This is a genomic window from Calidifontibacillus oryziterrae, from assembly GCF_000331575.1.
In the GTDB taxonomy this organism is placed as follows: domain Bacteria; phylum Bacillota; class Bacilli; order Bacillales; family Bacillaceae_J; genus Calidifontibacillus_A; species Calidifontibacillus_A oryziterrae.
In genome coordinates this window covers 40,863-60,836 of sequence record NZ_ANOK01000007.1, presented here as the reverse complement: position 1 = coordinate 60,836, position 19,974 = coordinate 40,863, and the positions used below count along the sequence as shown (strand labels likewise).

At 36.4% G+C, this 19,974-nt stretch carries 20 protein-coding genes; 7 read left to right on the top strand and 13 right to left on the bottom strand.

The genetic code is table 11. The features are described from left to right. Window positions 1–177 precede the first annotated feature (177 nt). Window positions 178–654, top strand: a complete 477-nt coding sequence (locus D612_RS0106990) for a hypothetical protein (protein ID WP_017754772.1) — start codon at window positions 178–180, stop codon at window positions 652–654. A 72-nt stretch (window positions 655–726) separates the two neighbouring features. On the opposite strand, the gene D612_RS0106985 is transcribed toward D612_RS0106990, so the two are convergent. The 10 genes from D612_RS0106985 to ehuB form a co-directional block, all read right to left on the bottom strand. Then, window positions 727–1,401: a L,D-transpeptidase family protein gene (locus D612_RS0106985; protein WP_051023168.1), complete on the bottom strand. Its 675-nt coding sequence runs from the start codon at window positions 1,399–1,401 to the stop codon at window positions 727–729. A 137-nt stretch (window positions 1,402–1,538) separates the two neighbouring features. Next, on the bottom strand, window positions 1,539–2,720 hold the full coding sequence (locus D612_RS18680; RefSeq protein ID WP_017754770.1) for a polysaccharide deacetylase family protein: 1,182 nt from the start codon (window positions 2,718–2,720) through the stop codon (window positions 1,539–1,541). Window positions 2,721–2,859: 139 nt separating this feature from the next. Continuing rightward, window positions 2,860–3,879: an acyltransferase family protein gene (locus D612_RS0106975; RefSeq protein WP_017754769.1), complete on the bottom strand. Its 1,020-nt coding sequence runs from the start codon at window positions 3,877–3,879 to the stop codon at window positions 2,860–2,862. Between the two features lie 67 nt (window positions 3,880–3,946). Beyond that, window positions 3,947–4,651, bottom strand: coding sequence for an EcsC family protein (locus D612_RS0106970; protein ID WP_017754768.1), 705 nt, complete (start codon window positions 4,649–4,651; stop codon window positions 3,947–3,949). 162 nt (window positions 4,652–4,813) lie between these two features. Further along, window positions 4,814–6,094, bottom strand: a complete 1,281-nt coding sequence (locus tag D612_RS0106965) for an FAD-dependent oxidoreductase (RefSeq protein ID WP_017754767.1) — start codon at window positions 6,092–6,094, stop codon at window positions 4,814–4,816. 132 nt (window positions 6,095–6,226) lie between these two features. Beyond that, window positions 6,227–6,418, bottom strand: coding sequence for a CDGSH iron-sulfur domain-containing protein (locus D612_RS0106955; protein ID WP_026092426.1), 192 nt, complete (start codon window positions 6,416–6,418; stop codon window positions 6,227–6,229). 88 nt (window positions 6,419–6,506) lie between these two features. Next, window positions 6,507–7,331: an ectoine/hydroxyectoine ABC transporter ATP-binding protein EhuA gene (ehuA, locus tag D612_RS0106950; protein ID WP_017754765.1), complete on the bottom strand. Its 825-nt coding sequence runs from the start codon at window positions 7,329–7,331 to the stop codon at window positions 6,507–6,509. Between the two features lie 14 nt (window positions 7,332–7,345). Continuing rightward, complete coding sequence (ehuD, locus tag D612_RS0106945; RefSeq protein WP_017754764.1) at window positions 7,346–8,017, bottom strand: ectoine/hydroxyectoine ABC transporter permease subunit EhuD; 672 nt, start codon at window positions 8,015–8,017, stop codon at window positions 7,346–7,348. Further along, window positions 8,014–8,670: an ectoine/hydroxyectoine ABC transporter permease subunit EhuC gene (gene ehuC, locus D612_RS0106940; protein ID WP_017754763.1), complete on the bottom strand. Its 657-nt coding sequence runs from the start codon at window positions 8,668–8,670 to the stop codon at window positions 8,014–8,016. The genes ehuD and ehuC overlap by 4 nt, the downstream gene beginning before the upstream one ends. 85 nt (window positions 8,671–8,755) lie before the next feature. Continuing rightward, the gene (gene ehuB / locus D612_RS0106935) at window positions 8,756–9,634 is read right to left on the bottom strand and encodes an ectoine/hydroxyectoine ABC transporter substrate-binding protein EhuB (protein WP_017754762.1); all 879 of its coding nucleotides are present in this window, start codon (window positions 9,632–9,634) and stop codon (window positions 8,756–8,758) included. Window positions 9,635–9,995: 361 nt separating this feature from the next. Between ehuB and D612_RS19740 the strand changes: the two genes are divergently transcribed. The 6 genes from D612_RS19740 (at window position 9,996) to D612_RS0106900 (ending at window position 16,910) form a co-directional block, all read left to right on the top strand. After that, entirely contained in the window at window positions 9,996–10,166 is a 171-nt protein-coding gene (locus tag D612_RS19740; RefSeq protein ID WP_017754761.1) for a hypothetical protein, read from the top strand. Between the two features lie 44 nt (window positions 10,167–10,210). Further along, window positions 10,211–11,728, top strand: a complete 1,518-nt coding sequence (locus D612_RS0106925) for a glycine betaine uptake BCCT transporter (protein ID WP_017754760.1) — start codon at window positions 10,211–10,213, stop codon at window positions 11,726–11,728. 189 nt (window positions 11,729–11,917) lie between these two features. After that, a complete protein-coding gene (locus D612_RS0106920) occupies window positions 11,918–13,657 on the top strand; it encodes a carbon starvation CstA family protein (RefSeq protein ID WP_017754759.1) in 1,740 nt (579 codons plus the stop codon). A 78-nt stretch (window positions 13,658–13,735) separates the two neighbouring features. Further along, window positions 13,736–14,008 carry a cory-CC-star protein gene (locus tag D612_RS0106915; protein WP_017754758.1) on the top strand — a complete coding sequence of 91 codons (273 nt, stop codon included), beginning with the start codon at window positions 13,736–13,738 and terminating at the stop codon, window positions 14,006–14,008. Between the two features lie 11 nt (window positions 14,009–14,019). Next, window positions 14,020–14,952, top strand: a complete 933-nt coding sequence (locus D612_RS0106910; RefSeq protein ID WP_026092425.1) for an ArsA family ATPase — start codon at window positions 14,020–14,022, stop codon at window positions 14,950–14,952. Between the two features lie 290 nt (window positions 14,953–15,242). After that, a complete protein-coding gene (locus D612_RS0106900) occupies window positions 15,243–16,910 on the top strand; it encodes a glycerol-3-phosphate dehydrogenase/oxidase (protein ID WP_017754756.1) in 1,668 nt (555 codons plus the stop codon). A 251-nt stretch (window positions 16,911–17,161) separates the two neighbouring features. On the opposite strand, the gene D612_RS0106895 is transcribed toward D612_RS0106900, so the two are convergent. From D612_RS0106895 to D612_RS0106885, 3 genes are all read right to left on the bottom strand, one after another. Next, the gene (locus D612_RS0106895) at window positions 17,162–18,433 is read right to left on the bottom strand and encodes a peptidase (RefSeq protein WP_017754755.1); all 1,272 of its coding nucleotides are present in this window, start codon (window positions 18,431–18,433) and stop codon (window positions 17,162–17,164) included. Window positions 18,434–18,565: 132 nt separating this feature from the next. Then, entirely contained in the window at window positions 18,566–19,228 is a 663-nt protein-coding gene (locus D612_RS0106890; RefSeq protein ID WP_017754754.1) for a 3-oxoacid CoA-transferase subunit B, read from the bottom strand. Continuing rightward, window positions 19,213–19,914, bottom strand: a complete 702-nt coding sequence (locus D612_RS0106885; RefSeq protein ID WP_017754753.1) for a CoA transferase subunit A — start codon at window positions 19,912–19,914, stop codon at window positions 19,213–19,215. Before D612_RS0106885 ends, D612_RS0106890 begins: the two co-directional genes overlap by 16 nt. Window positions 19,915–19,974 lie beyond the last annotated feature (60 nt).

Genomic DNA, 19,974 nt, shown 5'->3' with positions numbered 1-19,974 from the left:
GCTTTTCAAAAATTTTAATCATATATCCACTCTTTTAAAAAAATCGAAACCTTTTTCACGACTTTTTCGTCTATTCTATACAATAGTATTTATTTCAATAATATTTTGTCAGAAGAGTTTTCATTATATTTGTGGTAAGTTATTTTTGCAGATGAAGAAATTGAGGTGAGAGTTATTGTGATTTCTATCTTACTACTACTTGTCGGCTTTGTTTTGCCTTTAATATTGATTGCGTTCGGAGCAAGACATGTTCTAAACGCTGAACAGGAGGAGAGAGAGGATATGATTAAACAAGTTTATCAATATGCCGTTGCCTTTATTACATTAATAATGGTTATCGGCGGCGGAGTATTTGCTTTTATGTCATTGGCTGATTATGTATCACCAAACACTTATATCGAAACATTTGAAGAGTACAAAGAGATGCGGACCAATTATCCTACTAAATTTGAAAATGAAGAGAAACAACCAGTTCAACTTAGTGAAGAAGACTTACGAAAGCAATATGATGCTAAAGTACACCAACAGATTGAAAATAGTAAGCAACGTGCATTAAACAGTTTTATTAAAAGCATAGGCTGGATTATTATCCCATTTCCTGTTTATATTTTCTTTCAACGCCGTATTAATCGAGATCGAAAAGCGAAACAATAACACTACTCTAAATGTTAAACATAAAACCTGATTAAATACTTAAAAAAAGCGGGCATTTTCGCTCGCTTATTTTCACTCTAATATACCTAATAATATATACTCCCTTATCATAATTCCACCAGTCATTGGAAGATCATGAGACACTTGGAACTTCTCTACTGCATTCTCGGTTTCTTTATCATAGATCCCATTAACCGGACCATTATAAAAGCCCATTAGCTTTAATCTTTGTTGAACAATTTGTACCAAATTGCCTTTTGAGCCTAGTGACAAATTTTTTAGTTCCCCTTTCCCTATACCGGTAATTGGCCCATCTATTTGCACAGTGATACCTTCACTTACGCTTTCATATAATTCCTCGACATCTTTGTTCCGCATTCTAATGCAACCACTACTTACATTTTTACCAATCAACCATGGTTTATTAGTACCATGTATTCCATAAGTACCCCAAGGGACATTTAATCCAATCCAGCGAGTGCCAAATCCACCACCCCAGGATTTTGACTTCTCTGTGACCGTAAATATCCCGATTGGTGTTGGCATCTCCTCTGATCCTGGTGAAATTATATATTTCTTTACTACTTTTTCACCCTCAAACAAATAAAGTTCTTTAGTCCATAAATCAATTTTAATATACATTTTTTTATGGGATTGTTCACTATGGACCTCGCTAAAGGGGAAAATCAATAATAGAACGAACATTATGATATACAAAAATTTTGATCCTTGTAATTGAATTTTCATATCATATAAGTCCTTAATAAATATTTTGTTCCTATTATTTCTTATTTTTTTCAAAAACATAGTATAAACTCATGGTAAATATTAGAACTAATTCATTTTATAAATTTGTCAATGATAAAAAAAAGCGAACACCTATTTCATAGGCGTTCATCGTTCCAAAAGTTTATCATGATATGATGTTCTCTGTCATAAGCTTCTAAAAAATAGCCTTCAGATTTTAAAAATTTTATAATTTCAGGCAGCGATTGTACAGTATTTAAACTGTTGTGAAAAAGAATAACTGGAGTTATATTCTTCTGCTCGAGACCTATAACTTGTTTCTTAACAGTTGAAATTAACATCTCTTGTGAATAACGCCAGTCATTACTATCAACATTCCAATCCCATACTTGTATATTATTATTCGCTAAAATATCTCTAAACTCTTTCGTCAAGTAAGGCTTACTTCCATAAGGAACACGGACTAATCTACTGTCAAAACTAGTAATTGTTAATAATGTTTCTCTCGTTTTATTCATTTCATCAAGTAGCGTTTTCGGGCTTTGATATACTGTTGCTTTATCATGAGTAACACTGTGGGAACCAATCATATGGCCTTCTGCTATCATTCTCTGCACGTCATCTTTAAAGTCTTTTATTTGCGGCTCAATCATAAAAAATGTAGCTTTCACGTCATGTTCCTGTAAAATATCAAGAATTGGCTTTGTATGTTTATTAGGTCCATCATCAAAAGTTAAATACGCAATTTTGTTTATCTTTTTATGCCTTCGTTCTGCTTTCCATCGTTCTGTTTCCACTTCAATTTCCTCTTTGTACTTGACGTAAAGCTGTTCGTCAGTATAGTTTAATAAATCGTTCTTTTCTATTAATCTAGCAATCGGGCCAGCTTCAAAAAAAGTAATCTCTAATTGAAAATACTCCGCTATAAATTGCAACGGTACCATAATCCGGTCATTTTCAGTTTTAATTAAAAACGGTAATTTCTCGGCTGCTTCCATTTTGTTTTTAGCTTCAGTTACATACTTATTTTCAGAGATATAGATTTTGAAAAATCGACTATCCTTTTTTATAATTACTGAATTTTCATTAGAATTGTAAAAGACGTTTGCTTTCAATATAGTTGCTAGTGATCTTAATGGAACGTAAGTAACGCCATCAGCAACGAATGGTCTAGCATCGACAAATTCAACCAATTCATCGTTTACAGCAATAAAAACGATTTGATCAGTTGTAGAAGCTTTTACATTTATCGTAAATGAAAAAAGCAGAAAAATACTCAATGTAAAAAATGTTATCAGTCTGGGAATTTTTGTAAACATGAAATCCTTCTCTCTAGTCGCATAAGTCTCTTTTATTATGAAATAGTAATATATTACTATTTTAATTTAAATTACAATAGTTTAATAGTACAAAGTGGTAGTCCTTTCTAAAATAAAAAAGGGAATCCCAGTTGTGAGATTACCTTCCCATTTGCTTTTGCCTCTTAAATAGTTGTCTTAAACCATCCATACGAAGCTCAAGTATTGGCTGCGCTAATACATAGACAGGTTGACTTGAAAGTACGAGTGTAACAACTATCGAAAATATCAATAAAAGATAATGAGCGTTTGTTTCTTTAATATAAGTGACAAGCCCGCTATCACGGAAATACATAATAATAAAACCATGTAAAAGGTATACATATAGTGTACGAGCTCCCCATTTCGTGAAAAAGAGCTCTCTTTTTGGAACAAACGTGAAAAAGCTAAGCATCATGATTAAACTCAAACCGTAATATAGGAATCGTATTATGCCACCTTCCCATCCTGCATCAAGAGTCCCATATGATTTTGAACCATACATCCATTCCTTTGGCATATCAATAAGTACGAAATGAATGCATACTAGTATTGCTACAATCGCTATTGCGGAAATCCATTTCCCTTTTTTAGATACAAGCCTTTGAAAATGCTCTTTCTTCATATAATAGCCAAGTAAAAAGACTGGAAAAAGGACAAATGTTCTAGATAAACTTAGATAATTGCCAATATCGTCAAAGTAACCTACAATTAGTCCAACAAGAATCGCAATAAGCATACTCCATGTTACGCTTTTTATATTTTTTGTAAATAACAATAAGAGTACATTCCAACAAAACATACTTAACAAAAACCATAGTGACCAGTGAGGCTGGAAAATTTGGATTATAAGCTCCTCTTTGTCGTAAAGGAAAAAATAATAAAATGAATAGATGATTTGAAATAACAAATACGGAATTAGCAACTTTTTTGCAACCTTTTTGATATAACCCTCTCTATGAATCCCTTTTGCAAAATACCCAGATAACAAAATAAATGCTGGCATATGGAATAAATAAATCAAAATATAAAACTCTGCAAATGCCTTATTTCCTATAAATGATGTAATAAAATGGCCTACTACAACAAGAAAAATAAGCAAAAACTTCGCGTTATCAAAATAAAACTCCCTCTTCTTCATCGAAGAAAACCTCCACAAAAAACTGCAACAATACTATTTAGTATAGTCAGTTGTTGAAAAATAGCAATTATAAAAGTCGCAACCGATAAGCATTCATTGCTGTCTCTCCAAGTTGATCAAGAAGATTATAATTAGCAACTGCTCCTATAGCGGCTCCAATACCTGGAATCATTTGAAACATTTTCACGAGATCAATATAATCACGATATTCTTGTTGAAACTGATGCCAATCCATATCAGTAAGCTGGTTCTTGTATTCATCCCAGCCTTCTACCATATAAAATGTTTCCCTTCGTTTTTCATCACTAGAAAAGGCAAGCTGAAATACATGAAGTATAAAAAGTCGTTCTTCGTATTCATTCGTATCAAATCCGTAAACAGCAGCCGCTTCAAATAAAAACTTCATTTTTATTGATAATAGAAGCGGAAAATCAGCCAATCCAAGCAAGAAGCCACCTGCACCAGTTCCGGCCCCTTCTATCATTGCCGTTTTCCGATAGGCAGCCAGCTTTTCCTTCATTAATTTATCCCGTTCAAATAGGCTCATTCCGGCAGCTTGTCGTTTATTTGTTGTAATATTAGAGCCAACTAATGTCGCCTTAATCATTCCTTTAATACTTTCTGTCATGATTTTCTGCGCTTTTTCTGGTATAAGTGCGTTTACTTTTGTTTGTGCTCTCTTTGACACTTTATTAATTAGACCAGGGCGTTTAGTCATTTTTAACTTCCAAGTTTGAAGCTCTTTCTGAACTTGTGAATTATATTCATTCATGCATTATCATCCTTAATTATTCTTATTCATATAGTATACTCTTTCTGAAAGAAATAAGATTCATTTAAATCACCGACTCTTCTCTATGAAAAACCTTAAAATTAAAAATAAAAAAGGCTGATCCAAAAATTTAGATCAACCTCTTTGACTATATCTATATAATTAACTATACTGCGGACGAACTTTAGAACGGTTATTTACGTACTGGTCTGCACTCATAGCAGCAATCGCTCCATCTGCAGCAGATAGAATAGCTTGCTTAATCGGTGTTCGACGTGCATCTCCACCAGCAAAAACTCCTTCAACATTTGTGCGCATATTTTCATCTACGTTAATATAACCGTCTTCATCACGATCAACCGCAGTTCCCAAGAAGTCTGTACCAGGCTTTATCCCACCTAAATATATAAAAACACCGTCAACTGCCCATGTTTGTTCTTTTTTCTGATCATCAAGGACAATAATGTTTTCAACTGCATCTGTACCAGTAATTTCCTTTAAGCGATATTTTTTATAGATTTTCACATTAGCCTTTTGTTCAAGTTCGTCTAAGCTAACTTCACCTTTAAGACTATTTGTTGGAATAAGGACTTTTACTTCGCTACAAAACTTGGAAAGAGTTTCAGCTTCATGGACGGCTTCTTCATTATCTCCTACAACTGCTACAATACGATCTTGATAAAAAGCAGCATCACATGTTGAACAATAGCTTACACCACGTCCAGTAAACTCTTCTTCACCCGAAATCTTACCTGATGGCGCCTTCGCACCAACACCAATAAAAACACTTTTGGCTTTAATCGTGCCCTCTGCAACTTGAATTTTTTTCACTTCTTCGTCCGAAAAGTCAACTGAAAGGACAGTGGAACGAACGAAGCGAGCTCCAAAATCTCGAGCTTGCTCTTGCATTCTTGTAAGAAGCTCTAAACCAGTAAGTTCTTCCTTCACACCAGGATAATTGGCAATTTTATGAGTAACGGCAAGTGTTCCCGCTTTTGGTGCTTTATCAATGACAAGTGTTTTAAGCTTCCCACGAGCACCATAAACTGCTGCTGACGCACCTGCAGGGCCTGCACCAATCGCAACAAAGTCGAACACTTCATCTAAAATATTGTTCGTTACAGCTTGGAAAAGCTCCCTTTCATTCGAGTGATGATTCACCTCTAATTGATTCTCATTCGCAATGATTGCTGGGGTTGCATCTTCATCAAGCCCTAGTAATTTTTTTAATTTCTTTTCTTGGAACCCTAATGCTAGCTTACCATTAATAAAGGTTGCCGGTGTCCCAAAAATTTTTTTCGCCTGTAACTGATCAAAGTATTCCTTATTAATAGAAACATTCCGCTCTTCATAAGGAAAGCCCCAATCTTTTAAGAATGTCTTTACCTTTTCACAATACGGACAGCCTGTACTACTATATAAAACAATCTCAATGTTTCCCATATATGTAATCCCTCCAACGACTCTTATTTATAATTATTATAATTTAATATTTTATATAAGTAAATAGAAATCTAAACAAAATTTCAACAAAAAAAAACGGACAGCCATTAACTGTCCAAAATTGTTAGATTTTTACGCTCTTACTTGACTTTGAAATTTGTTTTTATGCGAACCATTACAAAATGGTTTATTACTTGAAAGACCACAACGACAAAGATAGACTTGTTCTTTAGTCTCCATTCGTTTACCTTCACCGTCTACGATCGATACTCCACTAGCAAGCAAAGGACCATTATCCAAAATTTTGATGTCAGCCAAACTTATTCACCTCCCTATCATCTTCTATTATATTGAGAAAATTCAAGTAATAGTACCTTACACAATCGTTTTGAGTCAGCCTCTACTTGTACGTCTAATTATTTAAGAAACGGCTTAGAAATGCTTTAAGCCTCTCACTTTTTGGATTTCCAAAAATCTCTTCAGGTCTACCTTGTTCTTCTATTTGGCCATTATGCAAAAATACAACTCGATCCGCGATATCACGTGCAAAATCCATTTCATGAGTAACTAAGATCATAGCCATGTCCGTTTCTGTTGCCAAATCTCTAATAACTTCGAGCACTTCACCAACTAATTCAGGATCCAATGCTGACGTCACTTCATCAAATAGCATAACCTTTGGGTGCATGACAACAGCCCTCGCAATAGCTACCCGCTGCTTTTGTCCACCTGAAAGCTGTTCTGGGTATGCATCTAATTTATCACCGAGGCCTACCTTCGTTAACATATCAACTGCCCTTGCATGAGCTTCTTCCTTTGAAAGTCCTAATACATGAATGGGAGCTTCTGTTACGTTTCGTAAGATTGTCATATGTGGAAACAAATTAAAGTGCTGGAACACCATCCCAATATCACTTCGCATTTTACGTAAATGCTTTTCATCTGCCGGGATGAGCTTGCCATCTTTCGATTTTTTATGCCATAATGGTCCGTTCCCCATTTTTATTAAGCCTGATGTCGGTTTTTCTAGCGTCATCAACATCCTAATAATCGTCGTTTTTCCTGAACCACTAGGACCAATTAAGGCAACCTTTTCTCCAGGCTTAATGTCTAAATTTACACCTTTTAAAACCTCTGTATCTCCAAATTTTTTCGTTATATTTTCATATCGAACTAAAGGTTCAGTCACATCGCTTAATGTGTCTTCCGTATTTCGCTCCTTTTCAATCGCACTCATACATTATCACCCTTTCAATTCTTTCGTGCACCAAAAGCTAGTTTTGATTTTTTTTCGAGTTTACTTATCAATAACGCAGATGGATAACTTAATACTAGGAATAAGAAACCAACTATTGTAATTGGCTCGAGATATTTGAAATGGTCAGCCCCTATTAACTGTGCTTCTTGTAAAAATTCACCTACTCCAATAGCCATTAATAATGGTGTTTCTTTAAATAGTACGAGCAAATAGTTTCCAATCATTGGAATAACGGGTGGAATAGCTTGAGGAAGAATAATCCTAAACCATGTTTGGGTTTTTGTAAAATTCATGGCTTTAGCAGCCTCCCATTGTCCTTTCGGCACCGCATCGATTCCCGAACGGTATACTTCAGAAAGATAAGTGCTGTAATGGATTCCTAAAGTGAGTATTCCGGCTGTATATTTATCGAAGGAAATTCCAATAGAAGGTAAAGCAAAAAATACAAAAAACAGTTGCACTAACGGAGGTGTACTTCTTACAAATTCAATAAAACCATAAGTCATCATAGACAAAGGTTTAAAGCTCGATCTTCTTGCAAATGTGAGAACAAGTCCAAACACTAACGAGACAATGTAAGCACCAAGAGTGATAGCAATTACAAGCCAAATCGCACTAGCAATCTCGGGAAATACTTCGAAGGCAAAATTCCAATCCCATGTCATGCTTTAGCCACTCCTTTCGATGCATTTTTTTCTAATTTCCTTACCGCGAGGATTAGTGGAAGCGCAATAATAAAATAAATAATTAACAGAACAATAAATACTGGAAAAGTATAGCTAATATTTGTATTTTGAATAATCAAACCTTTATAGGTTAAATCTGTTAACGTAATGAGTGAAACAAGCGATGTGCCCTTTAATAATTCAATCGAAATATTTCCAAACCCTGGGAGCATGATTCGTAGCGCCTGCGGAAGAATTACAAGTCTCATTCTCTGAAAACGTGTCATGTTTAAAGCTATTGACGCTTCGGTTTGTCCATATGGAATTGCCAGTATCGCACCTCGTACAACCTCAGAAGCATAAGCACCATAGTTTAGCCCCAACGCTACAACTCCTGCAAGAAAAGGTGAAAGCTTTAACCCAAAAGCAGGAAGAGCGAAAAAAATCCAAAAAAGTTGGACTAATAATGATGTCCCTCTAAAAAGCTCGACATAGACAGTCGTTATTCGTCTAATGATAGAGAATCTAGAAACACGTCCTAACCCGGCAATAAACGCAACGAAAAATGCTAGACAAGAAGCAGCCAATAATATTTCTATCGTTACAACAGCCCCCGGAATTATTTTCGGAATAATATCTAAATACGCGCTCATATATATCATCACTTCCTATTTCATTTTCCCTACATTCAAAAAACAGGCACCCAACAATCGAGCGCCTGTATTTGTATCTCTTAATCTACTTTTTGCAAAGTTGCTCTGTTGTCATATCTCCAGGTAAATCAGCTTCAGTAAAGCCAAATTCACTTATGATGTTTAATAGTTCTCCAGAATCCTTCAACTTTTGTAATGCTTCATTATATGCAGCCTTTAAATCATCATCGCCAATTCTAAAAGCAGCAGCTCCATATCCACGAATAGATTCGCCATCTACTGTCGGTTGGATGAAATCGTCTACACGATCAATATTTTTTGCATTCGCTGTTGCAAGTGCTGCCTCCAATGTAGGCCCAGTCATTGTAATTGCATCTACACGTCCAGATTCAAGTGCGGCAATATTAGACGGGATATCTTGGACAATCTCAAATTGACTTTCGTCAATACCTACAGCCTTTAAATAATCAATCTCAATTGCACCATTCATAATCGAAACTTTTACATCTGGATTGTTAACGATATCCTCATAACTATGTAAATCTAATGGATTTCCTTTTTGAACTGCTAAAGCTTCACCAATACTATACTCTGGTTCACCAAAATCTACTTGTTCACAGCGATCTGGTGTGATGTACATTCCCGCTGTAATGACATCAAATGTTTCCGATTGTAAACCAGGAATAAGTGAGCCAAACTTTGTCAGCTTCCCTTCCATTTCTTCAATTCCCAGCTCCTTAAATACTGCACGGGCAACTTCAACAGATTGACCTGTTAAATTACCATTTTCATCTTCATATGCATATGGAACTTCTCCTGAAAAACCAACAACAATTTTCCCTTCCTCTTTAGCTCGTTCCAGTGTAGACATATCTCCTTCAGATCCTGATGGTGTTGTTGTTGAACAAGCTACAGCACTCAGCATCAAAAGACATATGACTAGTCCTGTAATAAGCTTCCTCATAATCAATCCCCCTTCTTTTTTTAAAATACATACAATTTTTTGCTGCCACTTTTTAAGTCTACGGGAACATAAAAGTTGGGGCAAACCTCATATTCTAGGATAAATTTACATAATAAAGGTTCACGTGGCATGAGCACCTAATATTCTGAAATAACATAAAATTCTTTCCAGATGCTCCCATATCCTACCAAGTATCATATTAAGAAAGGTTTATTAGTGGGTGCGAAAAATTTTAGATATGTGTTACTTATAGCGACTTGCAAAATTATTGAGCGATTCACTTTTCTTAAAAAATGATCTGTGGATAAAAAAGAGTCATTTTTCTCATACTACTTATAGCCATTTCTTGGGGGTGAATAACTTGGGTGACTGGAATAAGCAAGCTAGTCAAAACAATAATATACAGCCAGATTTAAACTTTAATAAAGAAGAACTTGCCGAAAAAAAAGTTCAATTAAATGTACAAGAACAAATCGGGATTGAAGCAATTGGACAACAGGAAAAGGATGTAACACCTCAAGCAGGACAGTAAATGATTATATTTGAAAGAGCCTTATACAGAGAAAGGGACTTACAATGAAAAGAATTTCTAACGTTTTTTGGATATCAATATCGATAGTTATCGCAGCAGTAATATTTGGTGCAATCACACCTAATCTTTTTGAACAAGTAACTGAAAGTTTCCAAAATTTCCTTACTACAGCCTTCGGTTGGTACTATTTAATTTTAGTAACTCTTATAGTTATTTTCTGTATTTTCCTCATTTTTAGCCCTGTCGGTGCTATTAGACTAGGGAAGCCTGATGAAAAGCCCGATTTCTCAAAGGGAACATGGTTTGCGATGTTATTTAGTGCTGGTATGGGAATTGGACTTGTTTTCTGGGGATCAGCAGAACCGCTATCACACTTTATAGAGCCCCCACTTGCTGAAGGTGGGACAAATGCTGCCCATAAAGAAGCAATGAGATATACATTTTTTCACTGGGGAATTCATGCTTGGGGTATTTATGCAATTGTTGCTCTCGCATTAGCCTACTTTCAATTTCGAAAAGATGAACCAGGATTAATTTCTGCAACATTAAAACCTGTACTAGGAAAAAGCATGAATGGACCTTTAGGTACAGTAGTTGATGTTTTAGCTGTATTCGCTACAGTCATTGGTGTTGCCACAACTTTAGGATTTGGGGCAGCACAAATTAATGGTGGACTATCGTATTTATTAGGAATACCTAATAATTTTACTGTTCAACTTATCATTATTATCGTAGTTACTATACTATTTATGATTTCAGCATGGTCTGGACTAGGGAAAGGAATCAAATATTTAAGCAATACAAACATGATTTTGGCGATTGCGTTATTACTATTAATGTTCATTGCAGGACCGACTATATTAATCTTAAACATGTTTACAGACTCACTCGGAGGCTACATTCAAAATATCATTCAAATGAGTTTTCGAATTGCCCCCCTTAATGAGGAACATCGCTCCTGGATTAATGCTTGGACAATTTTTTATTGGGCCTGGTGGATTTCATGGTCCCCGTTTGTAGGAATTTTTATTGCACGTGTGTCTCGCGGAAGAACGATACGAGAATTTATTATTGGAGTTTTATTACTTCCGGCTATTGTTAGTTTTTTTTGGTTTGCTGTTTTTGGAACATCAGCTATTCAAGTACAGAAGATCGAAAGCATCGATTTAACACAATTTGCAACAGAAGAAGTGTTATTTGCAGTTTTTAACGAATTTCCTTGGTCTACAGTTCTTTCAATCGTTGCGATTACACTTGTATGTACATTTTTTATTACTTCAGCTGATTCAGCAACCTTTGTACTTGGTATGCAAACTACATACGGGTCACTGATACCACCCAGCAGAGTAAAATTAACGTGGGGAATTGCCCAATCAACTGTTGCCTTAATCCTTTTATATAGTGGTGGCTTACAAGCACTTCAAAATGCGTTAATTGCAGCAGCGTTTCCATTTTCTTTTATTATGGTACTTATGATCATTTCTCTATATCGGTCTCTAACTAAAGAGAAAAAAGAACTCGGCTTATACTTTAAACCAAAACCGCGCAAAGATCATAGATAAAATCTTTAAAGTCCTCATATCGAGAATATACGTTTAATATAGGAAAAATCCGAGTGCGTTTGCTCGGTTTTTTTTGTCTTTTCTAATAAATAATTATCCAACTCCATTTCATAAAGGACGACTCTAGTAATATTTATGATAGCGGTTTCATATATTTTTTATGAATATATGAAAAAGGAGGAATGTCCATTGAATGGAGTCTTGCTAGCCATTATCGGTATGGTAGTTTTTGCATTAGGTTATAAGTTTTATGCGAAGTTCATTGCTGAAAAGATTTTTCGCCTTGATCGAAATTTTGTAACACCTTCTCATCAGTTTGAGGACGGCGTTGACTTTGTTCCCACAAATAAACATGTACTCTGGGGGCATCACTTTACTTCTGTAGCTGGGGCTGCGCCAATTGTTGGTCCTGCAATCGCTGTTTACTGGGGCTGGTTGCCGGCATTTTTATGGGTTGTATTAGGGACTGTATTTGCAGCTGGGGTCCACGACTTCGGTACACTTGTTTTATCTGTTCGTCATAAAGGTCAATCCGTTGGAACATTAGCAAACAAATTAATCGGTCAAAATGCTAAGCTATTATTCTTATTTATCATTTTGATTCTCGTATTGATGGTAAATGCGGTATTTGCCTGGGTTATTTCAAATTTATTTATTAAATTCCCAGCAAGTGTTATTCCAGTATTTATTGAAATTCCTCTCGCTATTTGGATTGGTATTGCAGTCTATAAGAAGAAAGGAAGTATGCTCGTTCCGTCCATTATTGCTTTAGCAATTATGTATGGGTCCGCAATTCTAACTAGTAAAATCCCTGCCCTACAAATCGATTTAGTTAAATATTTTGGTGGTGCAGAAAATACAGTAGCATTTGGCTTAAACGGAGTTGCCATGGCATTTTTCGTTTGGATCATTATTTTAATGGTTTATTGTTATTTTGCTTCAACTTTACCAGTATGGAAGCTACTGCAACCACGTGATTATATTAACTCTCATCAATTAGTGATTGGTCTAGTCATCATGTATGGTGGATTATTTTTACTACAGCCAGTTGTTACTGCACCCGCCACGAATACAGCGGCATCAGATGTTTCTTGGCTACCACTACTATTTATTACAATTGCCTGTGGGGCAATTTCAGGATTCCACGGACTTGTATCTTCGGGAACATCATCAAAACAGCTTGATAAAGAGACAGATGCTAAGTTTGTAGGCTATTTAGGTGCTGTCGGTGAAGGCATATTAGCACTAATATCAATTATCGCGGTCGTTACGTTTTTTGCTACACCTGGGGAGTTTAAAGAGGCTTATAGTAGTTTTGCTGCAGCTAACGGCGGCGGTCTAGGAAACTTTATTAACGGTGGTGCCAACCTCGCAACTGGTTTGGGAATTCCTGCTGACATTGCTGCGACAATTATTGCAATTATTGTCGTTAGCTTTGCTGCAACAACTTTAGATACCTCTGTTCGATTAATGCGTTACATTATTTCTGAGATTTCAAACGAATACAAAATTAATTTCTTAACAAAAACACATCCAGCTACAACTCTTGCCGTTGTAGCAACTGCGGCATTAGTCCTACTTCCGAAAGGTCCTAACGGCTTTGGTTCAGGCGGATACACGTTATGGCCACTTTTTGGTACATCTAACCAGCTTCTTGCTGCTATCAGTTTACTATTAATATCGATTTGGTTGAAAAGGCAAGGAAGAAATTACATGCCAACCTTTGTTCCAATGGTATTCGTTCTCGTTATGACGATTTGGGCTATGACCCAGCAAGTTGTCTTAGATTGGTCAGGCCTCGGGGCTACAGATGGCAATATGCTCCTCTTTATTTTAGGCAGTATTATCCTTGTATTTACAATTTGGATTCTTATTGTTGCTTCTTCCTCGCTTTGGGGAAATAATAATAAAATTAACACACGCAATTGATGTAAGCTTCGGGGTCAGATACACTGATCCCGTTTGTTTTTCATATGATTGTAGTAAGAAACATAGGTGGTGTAATAGATGGTGGGAAAACCCTTTTCATTAAAAAGATTAATCCAGCTTTATGATGAAATTTTAACAGTTCAGCATCGAGCAGAAATTGCTAGAGAGCTTAGAGATGAAGATGATTTATTTATGCTACTTTGCTTTTCGGAGCTACTTGGTATTCCAAATCCTGCTTTTTATTATACGTTGGAGCTTTACCCCCACATAATTGAAAAATTCCACGATTGGCATTTGCGCATGGGAATGGAAAAATCACCACTTGAAGGAGCTGGAATACGGTGTTGTTAAATAACAATATTATGGAACTTTTATTCTCTAAAAAAATACTTTTTGTTGGTGGTAAAGGTGGCGTAGGAAAATCAACAAGCGCTGCAGCTATTGCTATATTAAATGCAAAAAAAGGAAATAGAACATTGCTTGTATCAACCGATCCCGCCCATAATACAGGTGATATTTTTCATGAAAAAATTGGAAATAACATATCTGAAATAACCCCCCTGCTTGACGCATTAGAAATAGACCCTGCCAAAGAGTCAAAAAAGTATATACAACAAGTGAAAGACAACATAAAAGGACTTGTTAGAGCATCAATGATTGAAGAAGTACATCGACAAATTGATACAGCAAGCTCCTCACCTGGAGCTGACGAAGCTGCCCTTTTTGATGCAATTGTAACGATAATCATAGATCACAACGATACGTATGATACCATTATTTTTGATACAGCACCCACCGGTCATACTATTCGCCTTTTAACTTTACCCGAATTAATGGGCGTATGGATTGAAGGGATGCTTGATAGACGTAAAAAAACGACAGATAACTACAACCAAATTTTTAATGATGGTGAGCCGATTGATGATCCTATCTTTAAAGTGTTGCAAACCCGCAAGAAACGTTTCTCCACAGTCCGCGACATTCTATTAAGTTCGTCTCAAACTGGATTTATCTTTGTATTAAACCCTGAAAGATTACCAATTCTTGAAACTGAAAAGGCTATAAAACTTTTAAATCAATATCATCTCCATGTAAATTTATTAATCATTAATAAAGTATTGCCAGAAGAAATTACAGATCAATTTTTCCAAAAAAGAAAGCTACGTGAAAAAGAATATATTAATAAAATTGAACAAACATTCAAGTCCCAAGAAAAATTGTATATACCATTACTTGAGGAGGATATTTCATCCCTCTCATTATTAGAGAATTTTTCTGAGAAAATACTTCACTAATTCTAGATTTCTATAAGGCTAGCTAGAAAGAAAACTAGCCTTTATTTTTTAATAATAAGATTTATTTCATAAATAATATTATGATTGAGGCTGCAACACCAACAACTATCCATAACGATTTCTCTTTTGTACAATTCAAAATCTTTTTCATCTTTATCACCTCGTTACAATATATTTCACCCGTCATAACAATTGTTCCAGCAAACAAAATAATTAGAGAGATCTAACTCAGGAGTGGTTTTGAACCATTGTGTTGTAGGTCTCTTTTGGTTCGTGTTAGGGGGTACGAAATGGAACCAGTAAAATTTTCAAGTAAAACTAGAAAAACGATATTACAACAAATATCAGCTACCCTTTTTGATGTGTTAGTTATTGGTGGTGGAATTACCGGATGCGGAATTGCATTGGATGCAACTACTAGGGGGATGAAGACAGCATTGATCGAAATGCAAGATTTCGCAGCAGGAACTTCTAGCCGCTCAACAAAGCTTATTCACGGTGGGCTCCGTTACTTAAAGCAATTTGAAATAGGTATGGTAAGAGAGGTTGGAAAGGAACGAGCCATCGTATATGAAAATGGACCGCATGTAACAACCCCCGAGTGGATGCTTTTGCCAATATATAAAAATAGAACCTTTGGTTTTTTTAGTACGTCCATTGGACTTCGGGTTTATGATTTTTTAGCAAGAGTTAAAAAAGAGGAACGTAGGACGATGTTATCTGCCGAACAAGCTATTCAAAAAGAGCCTCTCTTAAAAAGAGATGGGTTAATGGGATGCGGTTATTATGTTGAATATCGCACTGATGATGCACGCTTAACGATCGAGGTAATTAAAGAAGCTGTCAATTTAGGCACTAAAGCCGTAAACTATGCAAAAGTAACTACCTTCCTTTATATAGATGGCAAAGTTTCCGGTGTTACAGTAGAAGATCAAATAAATGGAAATTGCTATAATATTTTTGCAAAAAAAATAATTAATGCCACTGGCCCTTGGGTGGATAGAATGCAAGATACAGATCATTCTTTGCAAGGAAACAAGCTACGGTTAACAAAAGGTGTGCACGTAGTAATTGACCAATTAAAATTCCCTTTGCAACATGCTGTTTATTTTGATACACCAGATGGCCGAATGGTTTTCGCTATTCCAAGAGAAGGAAAAACATATGTTGGAACAACAGAAACTCTTTATGATACCGATCCAGCACATCCGAAAATGACAACGAGTGATCTAGAATATATTATTAATGCGATTAATTATATATTCCCTACTGTCGGGATAAAAGCAGATGAAATTGAATCAAGCTGGGCAGGAGTAAGACCACTTATATATGAAGACGGGAAAGATCCATCAGAAATATCCCGTAAAGATGAAATTTGGATATCAGAATCTGGGCTTATCACAATAGCAGGCGGAAAATTAACAGGGTACCGGAAGATGGCGGAAACGGTTATAGACGTAGTAGTCAAACAATTTCAAATTGAAAACGGGACAATATTTAAACAATGTCAAACTGGTAAACTGCCTATTTCCGGCGGACATTTTGGCGGTTCAAGTATGTTTCCAGCCTTTATTGTTGCTAAATGTAAAGAAGCCGAACAATTAGGATTTCCAGTTGAATCTTTTAAAACGCTTGTAACCCGCTATGGTTCTAATATTGATTCCATATTTAAGATTGCAAAAACATACGATCCAGAAAACAAATATCGTCTACCTCTAGAAATCTATGTACAGATTTTATATGCGATCGAGAATGAAATGGCTGTAAAACCGGTTGACTTTTTCATCCGTCGTACAGGGGCATTATTATTTAATATTCAATGGGTGCACAAATGGAAGCATGCAATCATTGAGGCAATGGCTGATTTACTTAATTGGACAGACGAACAAATTATTACATATAAGGAAGAGCTTGAAACTGAACTTCTTGATGCCGTTTCACCAAATGGATCAATATAAAAAAAGCGCAAGCACCCTGATTAGCGACGTATAAACTAAGAGTGCATCGACTGAGATAAAGGAAACACGACGAGGAACGAGTCGATGTTGACTTATCGCAAAAGAGATGAACGAAGTTTACTAGTCGCTGGGTGCTGGAGCTGGATTCCAAAGCGCAAACTTATATGCTTTCTTAATCTTTAAAAAAGTCAAAGGGCTGATTTTAAAACCAGTCCTTTTTTGTTGGATCTACACTCTTATTATTATTTTAATTAGTTTTCTCCACACCAGTCAATTATTGTTAGTGCAATGATTTCCGCTGCCTGAAAAACCTTATCAATTTCAATATATTCATTAGGGTGATGCGCTTTTTCTGTTACTCCAGGTCCAAATACAATTGTTGGTGTTTCTGCAACTTTCGTTAATAATCCACCATCGGTTCCCCAAGGGGACGCTTCAACGACCGGAGGTGTGCCTAATACATGTTCATAATTATTAATGAGCTTATTAACAAACTCATGCTTAGTGTCAATCGCGCCCGGTAGCCATCTTGCTCCAAACCATTCCACAATAGTAGGATGCTCTACAAACCAAGGGTCTACTTGTTTCAAACAAGCAAGCCAATTCTCCACTTCTAATTTTGCCGCCTCAATCGTTTCCTCCGGAGCTACACCAATGCGTCCTTCTATGCAAACGTAGTCTGCTACTGATGAAGGCCAATTCCCCCCCTCAATTTTTCCGATGTTTATCGGAATTGGGATAGGTACACTTTTATAAAGAGGATCTATTATTCTTTCGTTTCGTTTTTTCTCAAGCTCCTGAATATGTTCTATGGCAATGAGTGCCTTTTCAATTGCGCTCACACCTTCATAGCGAGTTCCACCATGTGCAGCACGGCCTTTTATATGAATTTTAAACCATATAGACCCTTGCTGTTTTGGGAATATTTTCATATTTGTTGGTTCTGGAATAATGGCAGCATCCGCCTTATAGCCTCTTAAAATTGCAGCTAACGTTCCTGAGCCCCCACTTTCTTCTTCTATTACACTTTGAAAATATACATCCCCTTTAAGAGACACTTTTAAATTTTGAAGTGCTGATAATGCTAATAGTAGCGATACATTACCACCTTTCATATCGGTCGCACCACGACCAAACAATTTACCATCAATAATTTCTCCACTAAAAGGATCATGCTCCCATTGTTCGATATCACCAGCCGGAACAACATCTATATGCCCATTTAAAATTAGCGACCTACCTTCCCCGTTTCCTTTTTTTATACCGACGACATTGGGGCTTCCCTGAAATTTTCCCCGAGGCGAAACAAAATATGGATGATTAATTAATTCCACTCCATCTGGTTCCCAAACATCTACCTCTAAACCTATATTTTGCAGGGTAGCGATGACAATGTCTTGCGCTGTTTGTTCATTTCCCTGTGTACTATCTGCCTGAACTAGTTGTTGTAAGAGCTTGATACCATCGCTCTTATTTTCAAAAAGCCACTGACGGATTTGCTGCTTTAAGCGCTCATCTTTCAATTTTTCCCCTCCTCGTATAATAGTTTTTAAACCTTTTTTGAATACTGAATCGAGAAAATCGTAGAACGGACGTTTTCCGTGTGAACTTTGTACCAATTTATAAATATGAAATAGTGCTTAGCTTAATCACAATTACATTATAACCTCAACATTATTGGCAATTTCTAAAGGAGCGTCTGTGTATTTTACAACATCATCCGTTGTAAATGGCGCCATCACTTCCTTTAAAAGTAGGCCACCCCCAGTTACCTCAATAACTGCCATATCGGTAATAATCATATTTACACAAGCTTTAGCAGTTAATGGCAATGTACATTCCTTTACAATTTTCGGCTCTCCTTTTTTATTACAATGATTCATTAAAACAATGACTTTCTGCGCTTTTTTCGCTAGTTCCATTGCGCCACCTATTCCAGGTACTCTTTTCCCTGGCACAATCCAATTAGCTAGATCACCTTTTTCACTCACTTCTAATCCACCAAGGATTGTAACATCTAGAAATCCAGCGCGGATCATTCCAAATGCAATCGCACTGTCAAAGAATGAAGCACCGGGTACGATTGTTACCGGGAAACCCGCTGCATTACAAAGAGTTGGATTCTCATTCCCTCTTTTCGGTGATTCCCCCATTCCTAAAATTCCATTTTCCGCATGAAACATCACCTTACTGTTCGGTGGGAGATGGTTTGGAACAAGTGACGGAATTCCTATTCCTAAATTCACTATCATACCTTCACTAATTTCTTTAGCTGCCCGTTTTGCAATTCTGTTTCGCACATCTACTCCCATGCCCATTTCCAATCGACCCCTTTGCTCTGAACAACACGGTCCACAAATATACCTGGAGTTATAATCTCTTCAGGATCAAGCTCCCCAGCTTCAACAATTTCTTCAACTTCTGCAATCGTATACCTACCTGCCATAGCTACTAACGGGTTCGTATTTCTGGCGCTTGTTTCATATACAAGATTGCCAAATGTATCTGCCTTTTTTGCATATATAATTGCCACATCCGCCGTTAGAGCTGTTTCTAATAAGTAATGTTGGCCATTAACACTAACATTCTGTTTTCCTTCCGCCACTATACTATCTAGACCGATATCTGTTAAAAAGCCTACAAGACCAACTCCACCTGCGCGGATTCGTTCCGCCAAAGTACCTTGCGGTGAAAATTCCACTTCCATCTTCCCTTCAAGCATTAGCAGTCCTGCGATCGGATTGGAGCCAATATGTGATGCAATTAGTTTTTTCACTCTACCTAAACTAACAATCTTACCAATTCCTATTGTTGGAAACCCTGCATCATTCCCAATTAGAGTTAGATTCTTTACGCCCTTTTCAATGATTCCATTTATAAGAGTCGGTGGATTCCCTACTCCACCAAATCCACCAAACATAATTGTGTTTTCATCCTCAATATACTTAATAGCCTCTTCTAAACTAATAACTTTGTTTATTAATCTCTGTGGAGCAGCTTGCATGCCATTATTCACTCCCTGTAGCTAATCTTTATCTAATCGGTACATTCAACCCCATGAAAT

Bases quoted from the DNA above. Each gene is read 5' to 3' on its own strand.
- D612_RS0106985 (WP_051023168.1), bottom strand. From the start codon at position 1,401: ATGAAAATTCAATTACAAGGATCAAAATTTTTGTATATCATAATGTTC.
- D612_RS18680 (WP_017754770.1), bottom strand. From the start codon at position 2,720: ATGTTTACAAAAATTCCCAGACTGATAACATTTTTTACATTGAGTATT.
- D612_RS0106975 (WP_017754769.1), bottom strand. From the start codon at position 3,879: ATGAAGAAGAGGGAGTTTTATTTTGATAACGCGAAGTTTTTGCTTATT.
- D612_RS0106970 (WP_017754768.1), bottom strand. From the start codon at position 4,651: ATGAATGAATATAATTCACAAGTTCAGAAAGAGCTTCAAACTTGGAAG.
- D612_RS0106965 (WP_017754767.1), bottom strand. From the start codon at position 6,094: ATGGGAAACATTGAGATTGTTTTATATAGTAGTACAGGCTGTCCGTAT.
- ehuA (WP_017754765.1), bottom strand. From the start codon at position 7,331: ATGAGTGCGATTGAAAAGGAGCGAAATACGGAAGACACATTAAGCGAT.
- ehuD (WP_017754764.1), bottom strand. From the start codon at position 8,017: ATGACATGGGATTGGAATTTTGCCTTCGAAGTATTTCCCGAGATTGCT.
- ehuC (WP_017754763.1), bottom strand. From the start codon at position 8,670: ATGAGCGCGTATTTAGATATTATTCCGAAAATAATTCCGGGGGCTGTT.
- ehuB (WP_017754762.1), bottom strand. From the start codon at position 9,634: ATGAGGAAGCTTATTACAGGACTAGTCATATGTCTTTTGATGCTGAGT.
- D612_RS0106925 (WP_017754760.1), top strand. From the start codon at position 10,211: ATGAAAAGAATTTCTAACGTTTTTTGGATATCAATATCGATAGTTATC.
- D612_RS0106915 (WP_017754758.1), top strand. From the start codon at position 13,736: ATGGTGGGAAAACCCTTTTCATTAAAAAGATTAATCCAGCTTTATGAT.
- D612_RS0106910 (WP_026092425.1), top strand. From the start codon at position 14,020: ATGGAACTTTTATTCTCTAAAAAAATACTTTTTGTTGGTGGTAAAGGT.
- D612_RS0106900 (WP_017754756.1), top strand. From the start codon at position 15,243: ATGGAACCAGTAAAATTTTCAAGTAAAACTAGAAAAACGATATTACAA.
- D612_RS0106890 (WP_017754754.1), bottom strand. From the start codon at position 19,228: ATGGGCATGGGAGTAGATGTGCGAAACAGAATTGCAAAACGGGCAGCT.
- D612_RS0106885 (WP_017754753.1), bottom strand. From the start codon at position 19,914: ATGCAAGCTGCTCCACAGAGATTAATAAACAAAGTTATTAGTTTAGAA.